The 18438-nt window shown below is 67.2% G+C and carries 16 protein-coding genes and 1 pseudogene; 5 read left to right on the top strand and 12 right to left on the bottom strand.

The window, feature by feature from the left end:
- Positions 1-94 precede the first annotated feature (94 nt).
- Entirely contained in the window at positions 95-337 is a 243-nt protein-coding gene (locus PV396_RS09080) for a hypothetical protein (protein ID WP_319202218.1), read from the bottom strand.
- On the opposite strand from PV396_RS09080, the gene PV396_RS09075 reads away from it, so the two are divergent.
- Positions 237-665 (top strand): transposase, encoded by a 429-nt coding sequence (locus tag PV396_RS09075; RefSeq protein ID WP_319202339.1) that lies wholly within the window; start codon positions 237-239, stop codon positions 663-665. The genes PV396_RS09080 and PV396_RS09075 overlap by 101 nt on opposite strands.
- A 949-nt stretch (positions 666-1614) precedes the next feature.
- Here PV396_RS09075 and PV396_RS09070 read toward each other — a convergent pair.
- Both PV396_RS09070 and PV396_RS09065 read right to left on the bottom strand, forming a co-directional pair.
- Entirely contained in the window at positions 1615-3054 is a 1440-nt protein-coding gene (locus tag PV396_RS09070; RefSeq protein ID WP_319202216.1) for a coniferyl aldehyde dehydrogenase, read from the bottom strand.
- 73 nt (positions 3055-3127) lie between these two features.
- Complete coding sequence (locus PV396_RS09065; RefSeq protein ID WP_319202214.1) at positions 3128-3925, bottom strand: SDR family oxidoreductase; 798 nt, start codon at positions 3923-3925, stop codon at positions 3128-3130.
- 72 nt (positions 3926-3997) lie between these two features.
- Here PV396_RS09065 and PV396_RS09060 point away from each other — a divergent pair, with 72 nt between their 5' ends.
- The 3 genes from PV396_RS09060 to PV396_RS09050 all read left to right on the top strand — a co-directional run bounded on the left by PV396_RS09060 (position 3998) and on the right by PV396_RS09050 (position 7193).
- Positions 3998-4588 carry a helix-turn-helix domain-containing protein gene (locus PV396_RS09060; protein WP_319202212.1) on the top strand — a complete coding sequence of 197 codons (591 nt, stop codon included), beginning with the start codon at positions 3998-4000 and terminating at the stop codon, positions 4586-4588.
- Positions 4589-4767: 179 nt separating this feature from the next.
- Positions 4768-4938 carry a maleylpyruvate isomerase N-terminal domain-containing protein gene (locus PV396_RS09055; RefSeq protein WP_319202210.1) on the top strand — a complete coding sequence of 57 codons (171 nt, stop codon included), beginning with the start codon at positions 4768-4770 and terminating at the stop codon, positions 4936-4938.
- A complete protein-coding gene (locus PV396_RS09050) occupies positions 4935-7193 on the top strand; it encodes an ATP-binding protein (protein ID WP_319202208.1) in 2259 nt (752 codons plus the stop codon). The genes PV396_RS09055 and PV396_RS09050 overlap by 4 nt, the downstream gene beginning before the upstream one ends.
- A 92-nt stretch (positions 7194-7285) precedes the next feature.
- Here PV396_RS09050 and PV396_RS09045 read toward each other — a convergent pair whose 3' ends face one another.
- The 5 genes and pseudogenes from PV396_RS09045 to PV396_RS09025 all read right to left on the bottom strand — a co-directional run bounded on the left by PV396_RS09045 (position 7286) and on the right by PV396_RS09025 (position 12427).
- Positions 7286-8722 (bottom strand): RICIN domain-containing protein, encoded by a 1437-nt coding sequence (locus PV396_RS09045; protein ID WP_319202206.1) that lies wholly within the window; start codon positions 8720-8722, stop codon positions 7286-7288.
- A 59-nt stretch (positions 8723-8781) separates the two neighbouring features.
- On the bottom strand, positions 8782-9654 hold the full coding sequence (locus tag PV396_RS09040) for a hypothetical protein (RefSeq protein ID WP_319202203.1): 873 nt from the start codon (positions 9652-9654) through the stop codon (positions 8782-8784).
- A 347-nt stretch (positions 9655-10001) separates the two neighbouring features.
- A complete protein-coding gene (locus PV396_RS09035; RefSeq protein WP_319202201.1) occupies positions 10002-10475 on the bottom strand; it encodes a hypothetical protein in 474 nt (157 codons plus the stop codon).
- Between the two features lie 330 nt (positions 10476-10805).
- A pseudogene (locus PV396_RS45055) lies at positions 10806-11024 on the bottom strand (transposase); the annotation flags it as partial.
- A gap of 716 nt (positions 11025-11740) precedes the next feature.
- The gene (locus tag PV396_RS09025; protein WP_319202197.1) at positions 11741-12427 is read right to left on the bottom strand and encodes an SDR family oxidoreductase; all 687 of its coding nucleotides are present in this window, start codon (positions 12425-12427) and stop codon (positions 11741-11743) included.
- A 119-nt stretch (positions 12428-12546) separates the two neighbouring features.
- Here PV396_RS09025 and PV396_RS09020 point away from each other — a divergent pair, with 119 nt between their 5' ends.
- Positions 12547-13083 carry a TetR family transcriptional regulator gene (locus PV396_RS09020; RefSeq protein WP_319202195.1) on the top strand — a complete coding sequence of 179 codons (537 nt, stop codon included), beginning with the start codon at positions 12547-12549 and terminating at the stop codon, positions 13081-13083.
- A gap of 386 nt (positions 13084-13469) precedes the next feature.
- On the opposite strand, the gene PV396_RS09015 is transcribed toward PV396_RS09020, so the two are convergent.
- The 4 genes from PV396_RS09015 to PV396_RS09000 form a co-directional block, all read right to left on the bottom strand.
- Positions 13470-14477: a Gfo/Idh/MocA family oxidoreductase gene (locus PV396_RS09015; protein WP_319202193.1), complete on the bottom strand. Its 1008-nt coding sequence runs from the start codon at positions 14475-14477 to the stop codon at positions 13470-13472.
- A gap of 62 nt (positions 14478-14539) precedes the next feature.
- The gene (locus tag PV396_RS09010; RefSeq protein ID WP_416071359.1) at positions 14540-14776 is read right to left on the bottom strand and encodes a MerR family transcriptional regulator; all 237 of its coding nucleotides are present in this window, start codon (positions 14774-14776) and stop codon (positions 14540-14542) included.
- A 256-nt stretch (positions 14777-15032) separates the two neighbouring features.
- Positions 15033-16598 carry an endo-1,4-beta-xylanase gene (locus PV396_RS09005; RefSeq protein WP_319202191.1) on the bottom strand — a complete coding sequence of 522 codons (1566 nt, stop codon included), beginning with the start codon at positions 16596-16598 and terminating at the stop codon, positions 15033-15035.
- A gap of 203 nt (positions 16599-16801) precedes the next feature.
- Positions 16802-18235, bottom strand: coding sequence for a GH1 family beta-glucosidase (locus PV396_RS09000; protein WP_319202190.1), 1434 nt, complete (start codon positions 18233-18235; stop codon positions 16802-16804).
- Positions 18236-18438 lie beyond the last annotated feature (203 nt).

Here is an 18438-nt window from a genome sequence, read left to right as displayed (position 1 = left end):
CACCGCGGTTGCCCTCACCAGTGGCTACGGCCCCGACAACCATGAGGCCGCTGTCGCGGCCGATCTGCCGGCCGACGAGGACGAGGGCAGTGAGTTAACCGTGCTCGGCGATTCCGCATACGGCACCGGCGACCTGCGCGCACACCTGCAGGCCGACGGCCACACCCTGGTCATCAAGCCGCCGCCGCTGCGGCAGGCCATCCCCGGCGGCTTCACCATCGACGACTTCCACATCAATACGGCCGCCGCCACCGCGACCTGCCCAGCCGGACGCACCGCCAACCTCGGACAGGTCAAAGCGGACGGCGCTCGCACCGCCCAGTTCAAGCGCGTGCACCGACTGCCCCCTGCGCGGACGCTGCACCACCTCCAGGACCGGGCGCACCCTCAACGTCCACCCCCAGCACGAACTGCTCACCGCGGCACGCCACCAGGCTGCGACCGACCCCGTCTGGCAGGACGAATACCGCAGATGGCGGCCCCCCGTCGAACGCGCCATCGCCTGGCTGGTCACCAAGGGGAACCGCCGGGTCCCCTACCGCGGCGTCATCGCCAACAACATCTGGCTCCACCACCGCGCCGCCGCCCTCAACCTCCGCCGACTGATCAACCTCGGACTCACCCGGGCCAACGGCGGCTGGCACCTCACCCCCGCCACCGCATAGCGAAAAGGGCCGCCCGGCCTACGGCCGGACAGCCCCACAACAAGATTTTCAGCAGACTTCTAGCCCACCATCTCGACCAGGCTGAGACCCGTCTCTTCAACCCGCCGAACCGACCCGCGCTCCGATCGCTCAGGAGGACTATGGTCGCCAGTCGGCCCAGGCTTCCCGCGTCGTGGTCGCACGATCACGACTTTCGGCGGACTCTCCGATCGCCAGTCCGATCAGATGGTCCTGGCACTCGTACGCGAGCGGGTACGGCAGGGGCCCATCCCCTCTCACCCAAACTTGCGACGCGCGAACCTGGTCGGAGCAGACCCGTGGGCCGGACGGTCTTGTCAACCTGATGCGTGGGTGGTCCGTGCCGATCGGAAGGGGTCAGTGGAGTGTGCACGGCGCTGGGAACAGCGGGGCGGATCTGGAAGAGCCGCTGATTCCAGTGCACTGAAACCTCTCAGGCGTCATTGGAGTCATGCGCGGCGTTGGCAGGCGCCAACGCCAGCCGGGAGTCGGTTGGCCGACGGGAGTGCGTCGAGGGCGAGTTCCCAGGGGTAGGCGTCCACGCTGCCGCGCTTGGGCCGGTGCGGGCGGAAGCCCTCGCCGTGGCGAGGCCCTCGGTGAGGAGGCCGAGGGCGAGGGTGTCCGCGTGTCCGTCCGCCCATCTGGTGAAGGTGTTGGAGGTGGTCGACCGACAGGAAACGGACATCACCTTACGAACCGCCCACCTACGGGCCCACTGCACGCACCCGGGGTTGCTCCACAAGCAGGTGGAGAAGTCCACCGACTCCCTCGTGCGCGGCATCGGTCGGGTTCTGGCTGGCCGGGACGTGGACGACGTGAAGCGGACCGACGCCGCGTTCTGGCACTCGGGCACCCGCATTCTGCCGAAGGTGGAGGGCAAGGTACCTGGTGCTGGGCGTGATCGCGTTCGGCAACGCTCTGGCCCGTGATCTCAGCGCAGGAAGAAGTCCAGGAGGCGGTCGGAGCGCTTGCCGAAAGGCGGGCGCAGCAGGTTGGCGGCGTTCCAGCGGCCCTGTGTGTAGATGCCCTTGGGGTGGCTGAGGGTGCGGAAGCCCTCGATGCCGTGGTACTTGCCCATGCCGCTCTCGCCGACTCCGCCGAAGGGGAGGTCGTCCTGCCCGACGTGCATGATCGTGCCGTTCAGGGTTACGTTGCCCGAGGTCGTACGGTCGAGCACTGCGCGGCGGTCGGCGTCTTTGGCGCCGAAGTAGTAGAGGGCAAGCGGCCGCGGCCGCTGGTTCACGTAGTCGATGGCGTCGTCGATCATGCCGTACGGGAAGATCGGCAGGATCGGTCCGAAGATCTCCTCGTGTGCGATGCGCATCTCGTCGGTGACGCCCAGCACCACGGTGGGCGGAAAGGTGCGCGGGCGCAGTGCCGCATCCTGCGGTCGGTGACCCACCTCGATGACGGTCGCACCGTGGGCCCGGGCATCCGCGATCAGCTCAACGAGGGTGTCGTACTGCTGCTGGTTGATGATCGAGGTGTAGTCGACGCTCGTGGGTCCATCGGGGTATGCGGCCTTGACCAGGGCGTCGTAGCGCTGGACGAAGGCGCCCACCTCGCTTTCGTGCACGAGGGCGTAGTCGGGGGCGATGCAAGTCTGGCCGCCGCTGAGCAGCTTCCCGAAGGCGATGGACTCGACCGTCTTGTCGGTCACCCGTCCGCGGGCAACGATGGTCGGGGACTTGCCGCCGAGTTCGAGCGTGACCGGCACGAGGTTCTCGCTCGCCGCCTTCATCACAGCGCGGCCGACCGAGCTGCTGCCGGTGAAGACGAGGTGGTCGAAGGCGAGCGAGGAGAAGGCACTGCCGTCGCCGCTGACGACGGTGACCTGCTCCTCGGGGTAGAGCTCCGCGATCATCGCTGTAAGCAGGGCGTTTGTTACAGGGGTGTACTTCGACGGCTTCAGCATCACCCTGTTGCCCGCCGCTATGGCTGTGACCACGGGCATCAGGGAGAGATTCACCGGGTAGTTCCACGGTGAGATCACGCCGACGACCCCGAGGGGCTGGTACTCGATGTGATTGCTCCCGTGGCGCAGCTGCAGCGCGATCCGGCGGCGGGTGGGGCGCATGAAGGAGCGCAGGTTGCGATCGAGGTAGTCGATCCCCTGAACGACGCCCAGCACCTCCATCATCGCGGTCTCGTGGCGCGAGCGGTTGCCGAAGTCGGTGTTGATCGCGTCTTCGATGGCGCGGCGCCGGCTGATCAGTGCCGCCTTGAACGCGCGCAGATCGCGGCGCCGCTTTTCGAGTGATGGCGCACCATCGCGAAGTTGGGCGGACCGCTGGGCGGCGAGGATGGCGCCGAAGCGCTCCCTGTCTGTGAGTCCCGCCTTCGTGGTCGGCTCGTGGGTGGGGGTGGTCATGATGATGCTCCCTACTGGATTGCTGAGTGGATGCGCGGACGCGTGGACAGGTGGTCGATGGGTCCCGGAAGCCTCAACGGTTGCTGCGGCGGATGGTGGCGCCCATGAAGTGCACGACCGCGCTGCGTGGCAAAAGGCGCGCCGCGATGGCGAGCGGGCGCCCGTTCGTGATGACCGAGGGGCGGTGCGAGGCCTTGTCGACGGTGTCGATCGCGGTCTTCACGACGTCTTCGGGGCGGGCACGGCGGGTGCCGTAGTCGGCGGCCTGGCTGCCGGCGGCGTCGAAAAACTCGGTCGCCATCGAGCCGGGGGAGATGGCGAGTACGCGCAGGCCCGTTCCGCGGGCCTCTTCCCAGAGCGACTCGGTGAAGCTCAGCACGAACGCCTTCGACGCGCCGTAGACGCTGAGATAGGGGGTCGGCATGAAGCCGAGCAGGCTGGCGACATTGATCAGGATGCTCGTCTTCTGCTTCGCGAAGACGTCGAAATAGGCGTGGCTGAGATCGACGAGGGCGCCGATGTTCAGCGTGATCAACTGCTGCAGCCGCTCGGGGTCCTCCTCGCCGAACGGGTTGTGCGTGCCGAAGCCGGCGTTGTTGACGAGCCCGGTGGCGAAGATGCCCCGGGACTCGAGTTCCTTGCGGAGCGCGCGCCCGGCGTCCGGCCGGTCGAGTTCGCGAGCGACGGTGGTCACGGTCACCCCGTCGCGGCGGGTCAGCTCGTCGGCGAGGGCCTTCAGACGGGCTTCGCGGCGGGCCACGAGAACGAGGTTCGCGCCGCGGGCGGCGAGTTGGCGGGCGAATTCCGCGCCGAGGCCGGAGCTGGCTCCGGTGACGATGACGGTCTGGGTGGTGTAGTCGATTCTGCCCATGGGCACACTCTATGCACATTGCTGCACTGAGTGCAATTAGATTCATGAACTGCACTGTCGTACTCTTAGTGCATGGCAACGACCCCCTCCCCCATCCGCATGCAGACTCGAGCCGTCGTCCGCTCACTTCTGGCACAGACGGCGATGCAGCTGTTCGCCGAGAAAGGCTTCGCAGAGACGACCGTCGAAGAGGTCGCCGCAGCAGCCGGAGTCTCGCGCCGCACCCTGTTCAACTACTTCCGCACGAAAGAAGACCTGGCCCTGAGCGGGCTGTCCGAGCAGGGTGACGTCATCGCGGCGCGCCTGGGTGCCCGGCCCGCCGATGAAGACGTCTGGGTCTCGCTGCGCCACTCGTTCGTGGTGCTTGACGAGATCGAGGCCGACCCCCAGAACCGCCTCGAGATCGTCTCGATGCTGTTCGACAACGACTCCCTACGGGCCGGCCACGCTGAGAAGCAGGCAAGGTGGACCGACCTGCTCGCCCCCCTGATCGAACCGAAGCTGGCGGCCTCCCAGGCACGGAGCTTCTCGGCCAGGGCCATCGTCGCGACGGCCATCACCTGCCTACAGGCCGCCACCGAGGAATGGCTGCGGCTTCGGGGCTCGACGCCCCTGTTCGACCTCTATGACACGGCGATAGAGGCCATCCGCAACTCGAACTGACGCCGTCAGGCGGCCATGTCCACCGCCCGCGACCTTCGGCGCGCCTGCGCGCACGCGAAGAGCTCGATCACCACACGACGGGCCCGCACATCTCACGAGAGCAGATTCGACATGGCCAACCGCCTCCCCACCCCCGACCTGAGTACCTCCACGCTGCGTTCCGCACCAGGAGCACCGTGATGCTCGAGTTCGCGAACTCCCTCACCACCTCCCCGTGGAACGCGCCCAGCAAGGCGGCCGGCTGCAGCATCGCCGACGTGGTCGGCCACCTCGGCTCCACCGCCCATGACATGTGCGTCCCCGCCGGCCTTCAGGCCACCCGCCAGCCGAGCCTCGAAGTCGGCACATGAGTGTGGGGGCGGCGACCCTGCCCGCGGCGTTCACGAGTTTTGTGGGCCGGCGACACGAGATCGCCGAGATCCGCCGCCTGCTGGGCGCGAAGCGGCTGCTGACACTCACCGGTGTGGGCGGCGTCGGCAAGACGCGGCTGGCGCTGGAAGCGGCCGCTGCGGCCAGGAGGGCCTTCCCCGACGGGACATGGCTGGTCGACCTGGCACCGGTGCAGGAACCTTCGGCGGTGGCGCCCGCGGCCGCCGCCGCCGTGGGCATCGTGGACGTGGGCGCCAGGCCCGCGCTCGGCAGTCTTGCCGAGCACCTGGCCGGGCGCCGCGCTCTGATCGTGCTGGACAACTGCGAGCATCTGGTCGACGCCTGCGCCGAACTGGCGGATACGCTTCTGTCGGCCTGCCCTGACCTGCGCGTGCTGACGACGAGCCGCCAGACGCTCGGCATCTCCGGCGAGCACGTGTTCATCGTGCCGCCCCTGAAAGTGCCGGACGAAGCGGTCGAACTCCTGCGGGACCGTGCCCTCGCCGTACGGCCCGACTTCCGGATCACCGACGCGAACTGGGACACGGTCACCCGGCTGTGCGCGGGCCTGGACGGACTGCCGCTCGCCATCGAACTGACCGCGTCCCGGCTGCGTATGCTCACCGTCGAACAGGCCGTGGACCGGTTGGAGGACCGTTTCGCGCTGCTCACCGAGGGCAGCCGGACCGCCCGACCACGGCACCGCACCCTGCACGCGGCGGTGGACTGGAGTTACGAGCTGTGCTCCCCGGCCGAGCGGCTGCTGTGGCACCGGCTGTCGGTCTTCGCAGGCGACTTCGGCCTGGACGCGGCCGAGAGCGTCTGCGCCGGAGAGGGCATCGACGCGCGGGAGGTGCTGGACCTCCTCGGCCGACTGGTGGTCCAGTCTGTCGTCCTGCCCACCGAGCGCGAGGGCCTGCCCCGCTACCGGCTGCTGGAGACCATCCGCGAGTACGGCCGGGAGCGGCTCGCCGAGTCCGGGGAGGAAGAGCGCCTGCTGCGGCGACACCATGACTTCCACCTCGCCCTCGCTGAGCGCATCGCCGACGGCTGGTACGGCCCCGGCCAGGAGGAAGCCCTCAGCCGCCTGCGCGTCGAGCATGCCAATCTGCTGGCCGCGCTGGCTTACGACGACGACCCGCAGGCCGGCCTCGCGCTGGCCGCGGCGCTGCGCTTCCACTGGTGCGCCGGCGGATTCCTCGGCGAAGGGCGACGACAGCTCGATCGTGCCCTCGCCGCCGCGCCCGAACCCACCCCGGCTCGCATTCGGGCGCTGTGCGCCGGAGCCTGGGTGGTGCTTCTGCAGGGCGACCATGTGGCGGCTGAGCGGTGGCTGGCCGAGGCCGGAGAACTTGGCAAGCAGCAGGACGATCGGGTGATGCTCGCGCATGTCCTGGGCCTGCGTGGCGCGTTGGCGGCGTTCCAGGGGCGGCTGGCGCAGGCCGTGCCATTGTTCGAGCACGCGATCGCCGCCCATACGGAAGCTGGGAGGGAGGCCTCGGCGATGTTCGAGCTGTTCCAGTTGGCCGCGGTTCTGATGGACCTGGGGGATCCGCGTGGTGCGGAGGCCTGCCGGCGGGCGATCGCCCTGGGGGAAGCGCACGGTGAGCGGTGGGCACGCGCGCATGCGATGTGGACGCTGAGCTGCGACGCCTGGAGACGCGGCGACCGGGAGGAGGCCCTGAAGCTGATTCGGACCGCGCTCGAGATCGAGCGGGGCTTCAACGAGCCGCTCAGTGCCGCGCTGATGCTGGAGACGCTCGCCTGGATCAGCGCTTCCTACGGGGAGTACGAGCGAGCAGGCCGGCTACTGGGCGCGGCGCGCAAGCTGTGGCGCGATGTCGGTGCGAATATTTCCGCGTTCGGCCCGGCGCTGGAAGCGGACCACGCGCGGTGCGAACAGTCGGTCGTACGGGCCCTGGGCGTGGAGGCGTACGAGAGGGCACTCGCGGTCGGCGGCGGCCATGACAGTCCCGGCCAGGCTATCGACCATGCCCTGGACAGCGGCGTCGAACCGGCCGCCCAGGACCCCGTTCCCGGCCCTCTGACCCGTCGGGAACTGGAGGTGGCCGCGTTGGTGGCCAAGGGCATGAGCAACCGGCAGATCGCTGCCAGGCTTGTCCTCTCCTTGCGTACGGTCGACTTCCATGTGGGGAACATCCGCGCCAAGCTCGGCTTCGCAAGCCGCGCCCAGGTCGCGGGCTGGTGGGTGTCGACCCAGGGACCGGTCGAGTGAGCGCCGGACGGGAATCCCGGTGATCCCGATCTTGTGCGACGGCCCGCCGGCAGAGCCGACGGACCGTCGCACGCAGACCTACGTTCCGGCGATCACGCGTCGGCCAGCACGATGTCCCACTGTTGGCAGACGTTGCTGAGGGGGGTCCACTGGCGGACCAGAGCGCCGTCGTTCGTCGAGCAGTTCTGCACGTCGACGGCCAGACCGCTCTTGACGCTGGTGATGGTGTAGTGGCCGTCGACCTCGGCGAAGTCCCACTTCTGGCAGTCGTTGTCGACGGGGGTCGCCAGGTCCATCAAGGCGCCGTTCCACGTCCCGCAGTGCAGGTCCTCCAGGGACTTGCCGCTGTTGACGTTGGTGATGGTGTAGTGGCCGTCCGCAGTGGGGGCGAACTGCCACTGCTGGCAGGTGTTGTCGAGCTGGGCCCACTGGTTGATCCCGGTCCCGTCGGCGGTGCCGCAGTTCGCAGCGTTGAGTGCCTTGCCGCTGTTGACGTTGATCAGCCGGACGTTGTTGCTCGGGCTGGGCTTGATCGTGAGCATGTCGGGATAGTCGCTGAGCAGGGGATTGGTCAGCGAGGACGGAGCGGCGGTGAGCACCACGAGCCGGTCGCTCTCGCCGTCGTAGTAGACGAACGTGTTGTAGGTGTTGTCACCGTTGGGTGTGAGCCGCGCGTAGACCGCTTCGCTTACCTCCTTCAGCTTGGCGGTGGTGAACTGCAGACTGTGGGCGGTGGTGGCGGTGGGCCAGCCGCTGGGTGCCTGGCCGCCGCCGTCGGTCCAGTCCGTCGGGTGGGGAAGGTTGTCTATGTCCCCGGTGTAGTCCTTCGGGAAGATGATCACCGGCCCGATGACGGGGTCCTCGAAGTACGAGAGGGCGCAGTTGAAGTTGGCCAGCTCCGCCAGCTGGGTCAGGGGGTCGGAGAGGAAACCCGACGTGAGGGGGCCGTGCGCAGGATTGCACTTGGCGACTTCCGGTTGGCCCGACGTGGTTCTGTCGATGACGAGCCTGCCGGAGTTCGCGTTGGCCAGAGGGTCGGTGACCGAGGACGAGGCATTGGTCTGCGCCACCACCCGGTCGGTCGGCCCGTCGTAGGTCACGAAGAGTTCGTAGGTCAGGTCACCCTCGGGTTGCACCGTTGCGTAGACCGCGCTGATGAGGGTGCTGATGTCGTCGGTGGTGAAGTTGGCGCTCTTCGCGGTGGTGGGCGTGGGCCAACTGGTGGGTGTGTGCCCGGAGGAGTCGGTCCAGTTCGCCGGCGGCTGCAGGTGGTCGATGTCCCCGGTGTAGTCCTTCGGGAAGATGATGACCGGCCCGATGTTGGGGTCCTCGAAAGCGGCGATGGCGCCGTCGTTGTCGGCGAGGGCCTCCACCTGCTCCCAGACGGTGTTCTCGTCGGCCTGCGCCGGCGCGGCGAAGGTCAGTGTGCCGGCGGCCAGCACGACCAGGGTGGCGAGGAGACTCAGGCGGATCCGTCGTCCCGGCGAGGCCCCGGTCCGGACAGCCGCCCCTCGCTTGTTGTTTCTCACGATGCGGTTTCCTTCGTCTCTGACTTCTCGGGAGTTGTGTTCTCTCACTTCTCGCATCATCAGTTTCCGCCGCCTCTGCACCGAGTGATCGCGCTGCAGCCTCGGGTATACGGATTCGCGGGAAGTGAGGGAACGTCAAGATCCGATGTGGAGGAGAAAAATGAGTTCGCGTCGTTGTTGGGGTTGTAGACCACCGTCACACTCCCGTAGTGGGGATTTATGATGTAACGGTCGTATGTGAACGTGATGGAGCGCGTGTCTATCAGGCCCTGATTCGCACGCGCGGTCATCCGGTAGACACGGACTCCCTGGATCGCTTCGCGCGGAATCCTATGGACGTAGGCCCATTCCTGCTGGGATGCGTAGTGGTTCCAGAGGACACTGTTGCCGCGGATCTGATCAGGCACGTACACCGCGTTCCTGCCGTACGTGGGGCTGATCTCATAGACGTAGCTCTCGGCGCTCACCGTCTGATTGCCGCACCTTGACGGAAAGATTCGCGATAGCCACCCCCGGCTTGCATTCTGCACGATGATCGACGTCGCGCAGCGCGTTCGGGCAGCACTTTCCAGGTTGCGCAGTCCCTGGCTCCGCGCGAACGGAACCGCGACGCCGAGCGCCTCGGACGTCGAAACGTAGTTGCTGTTGCCGGCCCGGTCGCCTCGGACATGATCGACAATATCGTTGTTGGCTCCCCGACCACCGAATCCGGTGTTGAATATCGCGAACGGCGTTCGGGAGTCGCCACGGTACAAGGTCCGCGGCATCGGCCTCTGAGTCAGAAGGTCCGAGTTGTGCAAGTTGGGGCAGCTTGACGACCCCTGTCCCGAAGTGAAACCTCCCGGGCAGCTTTGGTTTACGGCCTCCGCCTTCGTGGTTCCCAGGGGGGATTGCAGGAACGCGATGGCCAAGAAGGACACGATGAGTGCCATGACAACAGAATTCCTGGTTGCCGTATGCCTTCTTGTGCGTAGCGCGATGCGCTTGATCATGTGTACTCCGGACGGGGTGTGAGCAACTCGGGAGCCCGAGTGCGTCTGGCCTTTTCTGGTGGATGGGCCGCCTGAGAACGAGAGGCGGCACATCCCGTCTTGAGCTGACTGGGCCGGTGATGAACGAGCGGTTGCCGAGCTGGACCGTCATCGACAGCCTGTACGAGCGGGCGCTCCATGCGACTGATGTGTCATGTACGCCGCAGTGCGTCCATGCCGACAAGCATCGGGGCTGCGTCGACCCCCCCGGTACTGGTAGTTCTACGAGGTTCGTACCTGGATCACACTTACGGAGCAGCACCGCTACACCGCTGCCCACTCCAGTCCGAGGTCGACGAGCGCCTGGTGTCGGCGCGCAGTTGAGTGTGGAACAGGTACACGGGCCTAATGCCGAGGGTGCCGCCGCCGACGGCGACCTCGAAGTCTGGCGGGTCTGACACGCACGTACTGGAGACGGTCACCGAGGACGGCGCGCGGCGCCGGATGGCCTCGGCCGTCGAGTGTTCGTCGAGGCACTTGCGCTCGGTGTCGGTGAGTTGCTCGGGCCGGCGCATGATCCAGTCGGTGACCCGGCGGACGGTCAGCTGGGGCAGCGGAGCGTCCGCGGGAATCGTCCCGGTGCGGTAGGGCCGCAGGTGGCGGCGGACGGTGTTGATGTCGCCGCGGTGGCCCAGCTGCTGGATCTCCCGGGTGAGCGCTGCAGCGTTGGTGCAGCCCTCCATCCACCGGTGATGCAGATAGAGCCGGTAGTCGTCGATCACGCTCGGGCGGTGGGTTGCCGCGACGAGAAGCTGCTCGACATCGGCGGCCCGGGCGAAGCGTGCGACGGTGCCTCGACTGAGGCGGAGTTCACGGGCGATGGCTCGCAGGCTGCCGCCACGTTCGATGCGTTCGTGGATCTGCTGGTGGCGTTCGCGGGTGCGGGCGACCAACCGCCGCTGCCAATCGTGCACGTCCAGTTCACCCAGGGCGGCGGGGCGGACGGCCACTGGTGGGCGAGTGTCGTCCTGGTTGGCCCGCACGGTGAAGGGTTCGCGCAGGTCGGCACGGTGTCGTCCGACGACTCGTTCAACGGCCTCGGCGAGGTTGTGCAGCAGGTGCCAGGCATCGGCAACTTGCCGGGCTTGTGGTGCGCCGGCGTGGGCGCCGTCGCGGAAGGAGCCGGCACGGTCGCGGCAGACAACCCTCACCTCGGGGTGTTCGCGCAACCAGGCGGCAAAGGTGTGCGCAGTGCGGTCCGTGAGGACGTCGATGGGCGGCGGGTGGGCATGTCGACGAGGATCGTCGCGTAGGTACGTCCCGCGGCGCACGGGGAACCCGTCCACGCCCAAGACATGGGACAGACTCCGGCGGCGGGACGGGCAGTGCGCGCAGGAGTCGGAGCAGGGTGTCCTTGCTGGTGGCGATGGCCAGGCGTGGGCACAGACTGGCTCTGGGACGTCCACCCGAAAGCAGGGCGATGTCCGTGAGCCGGCCGGTCAGGGCATTCCTGCGGCGTGCGTGCCGACGCGTCAGGCCCAGGATCTACTCGGCGAAGGTTCGACGCTCGCAGCTCCCGTTGGCGCACACGAGACGACGTGCCCGCAGCTCCAGCCGTTCCTGCCGACCAGCAACGGGACGGTCCGCCGGACACCGCTGGTGGGAGGTCAGCGAGGCGAACCACATCCCCCACGCCAAGGTGGTGCCCACCCCTCGTTGAACGTTACCCAACCCCAAACCAGCGACAGTGCCCAGAACTTGAGCCAGAACCACAACCGTGAACAAAGCCCCTCGTTGTCCCCGGAGAGCCGTCGACCGCTGGGGCGGGGTCCGGTGGGGCGGGGTCCGGTGGCGGAAAGGATGTGCCCCTTCCGTTGGGCCCCGCGGGCAGTGGACGCGACGGTGGTCTCCTGGCCGTGATCTGGTGTGTCAACGGCCACTGAGATGCCCAGGTGGGTGGATCAGGGTGGCGAGGCGAGCCCGCCACCGCGGCCTTCACAGGCCGGTCACCGTGGACGAGCAGGTGAGGGCCGCCGCCCTGGCGAGCTCAGCTGAGGGCGTGTGTCTGGGACAGACCCTGCTTGACATGCCGGGTGACGTCGTCGGCGAGGATCTCGGGCAGGGCCGCTTCGATGCCGTCCAAGGCCTGGGCGGCGACGTCGGCCGGGTCCGCCTTGTCCGCCGTGGGCATACCGGCGGTCATGTCGGTGTCCATCAGGCCGACGTGCAGCGCGGAGACGGTGATACCGCGGGGTGCCAGTTCCTCTCGGACGGCATTGCTCATCGCCCAGGCTGCGGCCTTGGACGCCGCGTAGGAGCCGGCCTGGGCCGGGTGCCACCAGGAGATCACGGAGAGGATGTTCAGGACGGCTCCGCCGCCGTTGGCCTCGATGACCGGGGCGAACTCGCGGGTGACGGCGAGCGGCCCGTGGAAGTTGGTTCCCATCTCCGCGCGGACGGCCGCCAGGTCGCCGGCGATCAGCGGGATGCCGAGGGAGATACCGGCATTATTGATCAGCACCGTAGCATCGGACGCGACACGGGCGGCCTCCCGGATCGTGGCCTGGTCCGTGACGTCGAGCCGCAGCGGCGTGACGCCGTCCAGGTCCACGGTCTCCGGCCGGCGGGCAGCCGCGTACACCTTCGCCCCGCGCTGCACGAGTTGCTCGGCCAGGCGGCGTCCCAGCCCACGGTTGGCGCCGGTCACCACAGCGGTCGCACCCTTGAGTTCCATGATCCATCACTTCCGATAGGTCAGGGGCCGCATCAGCGGCCCTCGTGAATAGATTGCATGCGTAATCTAAAATCGAACCTACTATAGATGACGAGTGGAATCTATTTGGGAGGTGGGCGATGGGCCGGGTATCGCAGGCGCAGGCGGAAGAGAACCGGCGCCGTGTCGTCGAGACCGCGTCGCGACTCTTCAAGGAGCAGGGAGGCCAGATCAGCGTCGCGGACGTGATGAAGGCAGCCGGACTGACTCACGGTGGCTTCTACAAGCAGTTCACCTCCAAGGAAGCGCTCTTCGACGAGGCCACCACGCACGCCTTCGCAGCCTCAGGCGGAGGCACTGCGCCCGAGGCTGCCTCTCCTGAAGCCGAGATCGACGCGTATCTGTCCACCAAGCACCGCGACGACGTGGCCGGCGGTTGTCCCGTGGCAGCCCTCGCAGCCGACATCGCGCGCGGTCAGGGCGGTCCCGCAGCCCAGCGCCAGTACAGCGAGGGCGTCAGCGAGATGGCAAAGCGTCTCGCCACGGACCAGGACGACGGCCTCAGTCGGCTGTCCACCATGGTCGGCGCACTTGTCCTCGCACGCGCGACCAAGGGCGAACCCGTCTCCGAGGAGATCCTCGCCACCGCCCGCAAGGCGCTGGGCCGAGGCGACTGACATCCCCGGAACTGACGGAATGGCATACCCCAGGCTGACGAACCCGTCTCCTCCGTCAGCCCCAAGTGGTCAGCATTTTGGCTGATCCGCAGGGACCCATGTGAACCGGACGATGGAGAGGGGCTCAGCGGGGTGGGCCTGGGCTCTCGCGCCCATGTGCTGTCTTCAACGGGCTCTTTCCGTCTGTGCGGCGGGCGCTCCGCGCTGTCTCTTTCGTCGATCGGCGTTGTAGCCGTGACCACCGCCTCGCCCACAGGTCCTCTCCGCTCCACCATCCTCGGGGGATTGCCGCCCTGCCCTGCCGCGAGTCCACGCGACGGCAGGGGGTGGCAGGCCAGGACCACATGGACCACCGCCGGCAGATCCATGTGGCCGTTCCAGGGATGTCAGTGGTCGAAGTACCGCACCCCTATCTGCTCGCGCACACTGTCGAGCGTGCGCATGATCGCCACGGTCTCGTCCAGCGGCATGATGTCGCTCTCCGACTCCCCGGCCAGCAGCCGCTCCTGGACATGCCTGGCCTGGTGGTGCATACCCCCGCCCGTCGTGTCGTCGTCGTCACCGCCGCGAGCGGCGTGAAGACTCAGGCGCTCGGTGGTATCACGTGTCCGGACAGTCAGTTCGTCCGGGCAGTGCATCATGAACGGCAACTCGATGTGGCCTTCGGTGCCGGTGATCCGAGCCGTGGAACTGAGTGGGGCCCTCATCGAGCACTGGGTCAGTGCGACCGCGCCGCCGGAGTAGCCGGACAGAACGGCGGTGTGCTCGTCCACACCGGTCTCGCCGAGCGTGCCGTACGCCGTGACCCGGTCGGGGGTGCCCAGCACCATGCTGGCAAGGGATACCGGGTACACGCCCAAGTCGAGCAGGGCACCCCCGCCGAGGGCACGGTCGAACAAGCGGTGCGTGGGGTCTGCCGGGAACCGGAATCCGAAGTCGGCTTCCACGGACTGGACTTCGCCGATGGCGCCTTCCGAAAGCAGTTCCCTGATCTTGACGTAGGCCGGCAGGAACCGGCTCCACATCGCCTCCATGAGGAACAGGCCGCGCGCCCGGGCCACTTCTGCCATCTCGGCGGCTTGCGCGGCGTCCAGCGCGAAGGCCTTCTCGCACAGCACGGGGCGTCCCGCGTTCAGAAACAGCAGGGTGTGCTCGTGGTGGTGCGAGTGGGGCGAGGCAACGTAGACGATGTCGAGGTTGTCGTCGGCCGCAAGGTCCTCGTACGAGCCGTGCCGGTGGCGGGGCGCAATGCCGAACTTCTCACCGAACGCGTCGGCCGTCTCCCGGTTGCGGGAGCCGACGGCTACCAGTTGGGCGTCCGGCAGCCGACCCAGGGCGTTGGCGAATGTGTTCGCAATAGTTCCGGTGCCTGCGATGCCCCAGCGAAACGACATGAGAACTCCGTAGATTGTTGGGCGACCCGAGAGGGCCAGGGGTCGTGTATGGGAACTTGTCTTCAGTGGCGGTCGGTGAGCTCGTCTCCTATCTTGTGAAGCGCGTGCTGGAACTCCTTGTCGGTCGCTGATCTCAGGTCCCGGATACGGGCCGGGGGAACGCGAGCTTCGGCAAGCGTTCGGATCTTGACCAGTTCGATGGTGGCGTTCGCGTCGTAGCGCCGGTAACGGGACGCATCGCGATCGGGTTCAGGTAGCAGTCCCTTGTCGTGATAGACGCGGCTGGTCTTGACCGACACTCCGACCTAGCTGCCCGATGGTGATCACTCGACCATCGGGCACTTGGCCCTGTCGAGCACTGCCCGACCATCATGAAATGGTGCGTCCGCTGGAGCAGTACACGCCGGTGCCGATCCGGCAGCCAGTGCTCGCGCGCCGGGAGCCGTCCGGGGCGCGGGAACGGGCCCGCCGGTACTGCGGATCGCGGTCGCCTGGGCGGCGTACGGTCACACCGGGCGCTTGCTCTCTCCGCACCGGGCCGGCACAGCCCCTGCGTCAGTTGACGGTGACTTGTACCGGATCGGACTCGGTCGCCCCCCTGGCGTTGGTGAGGACGGCCTTCAGGCTGTGCTTGCCCTTCGCCACTCCCGACAGAGTCACCTTCGCTGACTGGGCGTTCGGTGTGTGGGCGGTCAACGAGCCTTCGCCGACGACTGCTCCGTCAAGGAGGAAGGTGCAGGAGGTGGCGTTCGTACCCCACCACAGGTTCGCGGTGGCGGTGAAGGCGCCGTCGTTGTCCCAGTTGTCGTGGCTGACCACGGGCTTGCCCGGTGCGGCGTCCCTGACCGTGACCCTCGTGGTGTTCGTGGCTGTCGTGCCGTTCGAGTTGATCAGTTCGGCCCGGTATACGTAGGTGCCGTTGGCCTTGTCCTTGAAAGTGGTCTCGACTGACTGCGAAGTGCCGCTGCCTCTGTCCGGCACCCGCGCGGAGACCAGCTTGTCGTTCTCGTACAGACGGTAGAAGCTGCCCGGGGTGCCGTGCCAGAGGTTCATCGTCACGCTGTAGTTGCCGTCGTGGAGGCCGTTCGTCCATCCGCTGGTGTTCTTGAGGGTGCCGACACCCGGCGCCGAGGACGCGGAGCCGAAGTTCCGCAGAGCGTCGCGCGTGGCGTAGTACGCGGGCTTGGGGTTGTATTCCTCGTCGTACATGAGCGGCTTCGCGCCCGGCAGCCAGGTGAAGGAGTACTTGTCGGTGAAGCCCCAGAAGCTGATGTCCCGGATTCCGGCCGCCAGTGCCTCGGCCATGACGTCCCCGTAGATCTGCGTCTGCTGATCCACGTCGTAGGTGTGTACGTCGAGTTCGGTGATGGCGACGTCCAGTCCGAGCGCCTGGTAGGACTTCGCCATCTGCGTGATGACCCCGGGCTCGGGACCTGCCAAGGTCTCGTGCATCTCGAAGCCCACCCCGTCGATGGGCACACCGTCGGCGACCAGATCGGCCACCAGATCATAGAGTTCCCGGCGCTTCTCCGGATAGAACTCCACCAACGATTCGTTGATGAACAGCTTGGCGTCGGGGTCCGCGGCGTGCGCGATGCGGAACGCTTCCGCAATGTAGTCGGGGCCGAGGACCTTGTAGAAGTCGTTCTCCACGAGCCCGGTCCCGCCGAAGGTGGAGAACGGTTCGGTCACGACGTCCCACCGGTCCATCTTCCCGTGGTAGCGATCCATGATCGTGTTGAAGTGGGTCTTCATCACGGCACGGAGCTCGTCAGGGTCGGTTGCCTGCGTGACGTAGTCAGGATTGCAGCAGCCGGAGATGAGGCCGTGGCCTTTCACCGCCATGTCATGATCCTCGGCGAACTTGACGAGCTTGTCGAGGCCGGCGAACTCGAAATCATCCTTCCGCGGTTGGACGAAGTTCCACTTCAGCTCGTTCTCGGGCGACAGGCTGTCGAACTGCTCCGCCAGCGTCTCGCTGAACTGGGGGTCGTCGAGATAGTTGGGATTGGTCGCCCCCGAGCCGATGAGAATCCCTTCTTTCGCGGCCAGTTCGCGGAGGGTGGTGTCCGTGGTGTCTGAAGCAGCTGAGGCGCTGGCTGTCGGGAAGACCACGGTCATGAGCCCGATGGTGACGGTTGCGAGCGCCGCGCCTATGCGGTGCATTCTCATTGAATGGTGTCTCGCTTTCCTGTTGAGGGATGACCCGAGGCCCGCTGCGGCATCCGGGGAGATGGACCGTGTGCTGTCCCGGTGGCCGCGAGCGCGGCTCGGCCCGACACCGCCTCTGCGGCATGACAGAGTGCGGTAGTTGAGGCGGTCGCTCAGTGGCCGGCGAGGGCCGGGACGACCTTCGTGGCGCAGAGTTCGGCGAACCAGTGCGCGCTCAGTTTCGGAATGCGTTCCTGGGTGTCGTAGTCGACGCGGATGATGCCGAAGCGAGGGCCGTAGCCCATGGCCCATTCGAAGTTGTCGAGCAGCGACCACACGAGGTACCCGACAACGTGTGCGCCCCTCTCCTTGGCACGATGAGTCGCCGTTACGTGATCGATGAGGAACTGCGTTCGGTCGCGGTCGACGACCACGCGCCGGCCATCCGATTCGGTGACCACGTCCTCGAAGGCCGCTCCGTTCTCCATCACCATGATCGGCAGCCCGGGGAACTCCTCGGAGAGAGCGACCAGATGGTCTTCCAGCCCTCGCGGTTCGATCCCCCAGTCCATCGCCGTTCGTCCCAGGTCGCCGCGGCGTACGTACTCGATGCGCTCGGAGCCCGGAAAGGGAGTGCCGCCGGCGCTTTCCGTGCTGGGGTCGAAGTCCCGCTTCTCACGGACGTGCGCGACCTCGTAGTAGTTCACCCCGAGCAGGTCGATCGGCTGGTGGCAGATCTCCAGGTCGCCTGGGAGCACGAAGTTCCAGTCCGTGAAGGACCTGGTGTCAGCGAGGAGGTCGGCCGGGTACTCACCTCGGAGCATCGGCCCGGTGAACACGCGGTTGGCCACCGCATCGAGGCGACGCGCAGCCTCGGCGTCCTCAGGGGTTTCGGCTTCGATGCGGAAGATGTTCAGCACTACGGACAGCTGCGCCTCGGGGTTCGTGACGGTGCGCCGAAGTGCCGCCACAGCCAGTCCGTGGGAGAGGTTCAGATGGTGCACGGCCTTGAGTGCGTCCGCATGGCTCTTCCCGCCGGGCGCGAACGCGCCGCTGCCGTACCCGGCGAACGAGTTGTTCCACGGCTCGTTGTGGGTCGACCAGATGTCGACCCGGTCACCGAGGGCCGCCCCGACGATCTCCGCGTACTTCTCGAAGGCGAATGCGGTCTCACGCCCGCGCCAGCCGCCGTAGCGGTCCTCCAGCGCCTGCGGCAGGTCCCAGTGGTTGAGCGTCACGATCGGCTTGATGCCGCGCGCACGAAGACCGTCGACGAGCCGCGAGTAGAACTCCAGCCCTTCCGGGTTGACTTCGCCCTCGCCGGTGGGCATCACGCGCGGCCAGGAGATGGAGAAGCGGTAGGCGCCGAGCTTGAGCGAGGCCATCAGGTCGAGGTCGGACTCGACGAGATGGTAGTGGTCCGCGGCGACGTCACCGGTCGCGCCGTCGGCGGTCTTCCCCGGCGTGTGGCTGAACGTGTCCCAGATGGACGGGCCCCGCCCGCCCTCCTTCGCGCCGCCCTCGATCTGATACGCGGCGGTCGCGGCGCCGAGGATGAAGTCGGGCGGGAACGTCAGGTGCCCGCGGACGGTGGTGTCGCGATACATGGAACAGCCTCTCTGGTGACGTGGCGCCAAAACCTATCAGCTGAACAGTTATCGGCACAGAGGCGTGTCAGCATGAACTTCACATTCACATGCGCGAATACCTCGACTGTCGGGGACCGGCCGGACTTCAATGCCTCGTGCGTCACACCGCCGACCGAGGGGGCAGCAAGGATCGTCCCGGCAGGCCGTTACTCGTCCGAACG

The sequence above is a fragment of the Streptomyces sp. ME02-8801-2C genome (genome assembly GCF_033793965.1).
Classification (GTDB): domain Bacteria; phylum Actinomycetota; class Actinomycetes; order Streptomycetales; family Streptomycetaceae; genus Streptomyces.
This window is presented reverse-complemented; position numbering and strand designations above follow the sequence as displayed.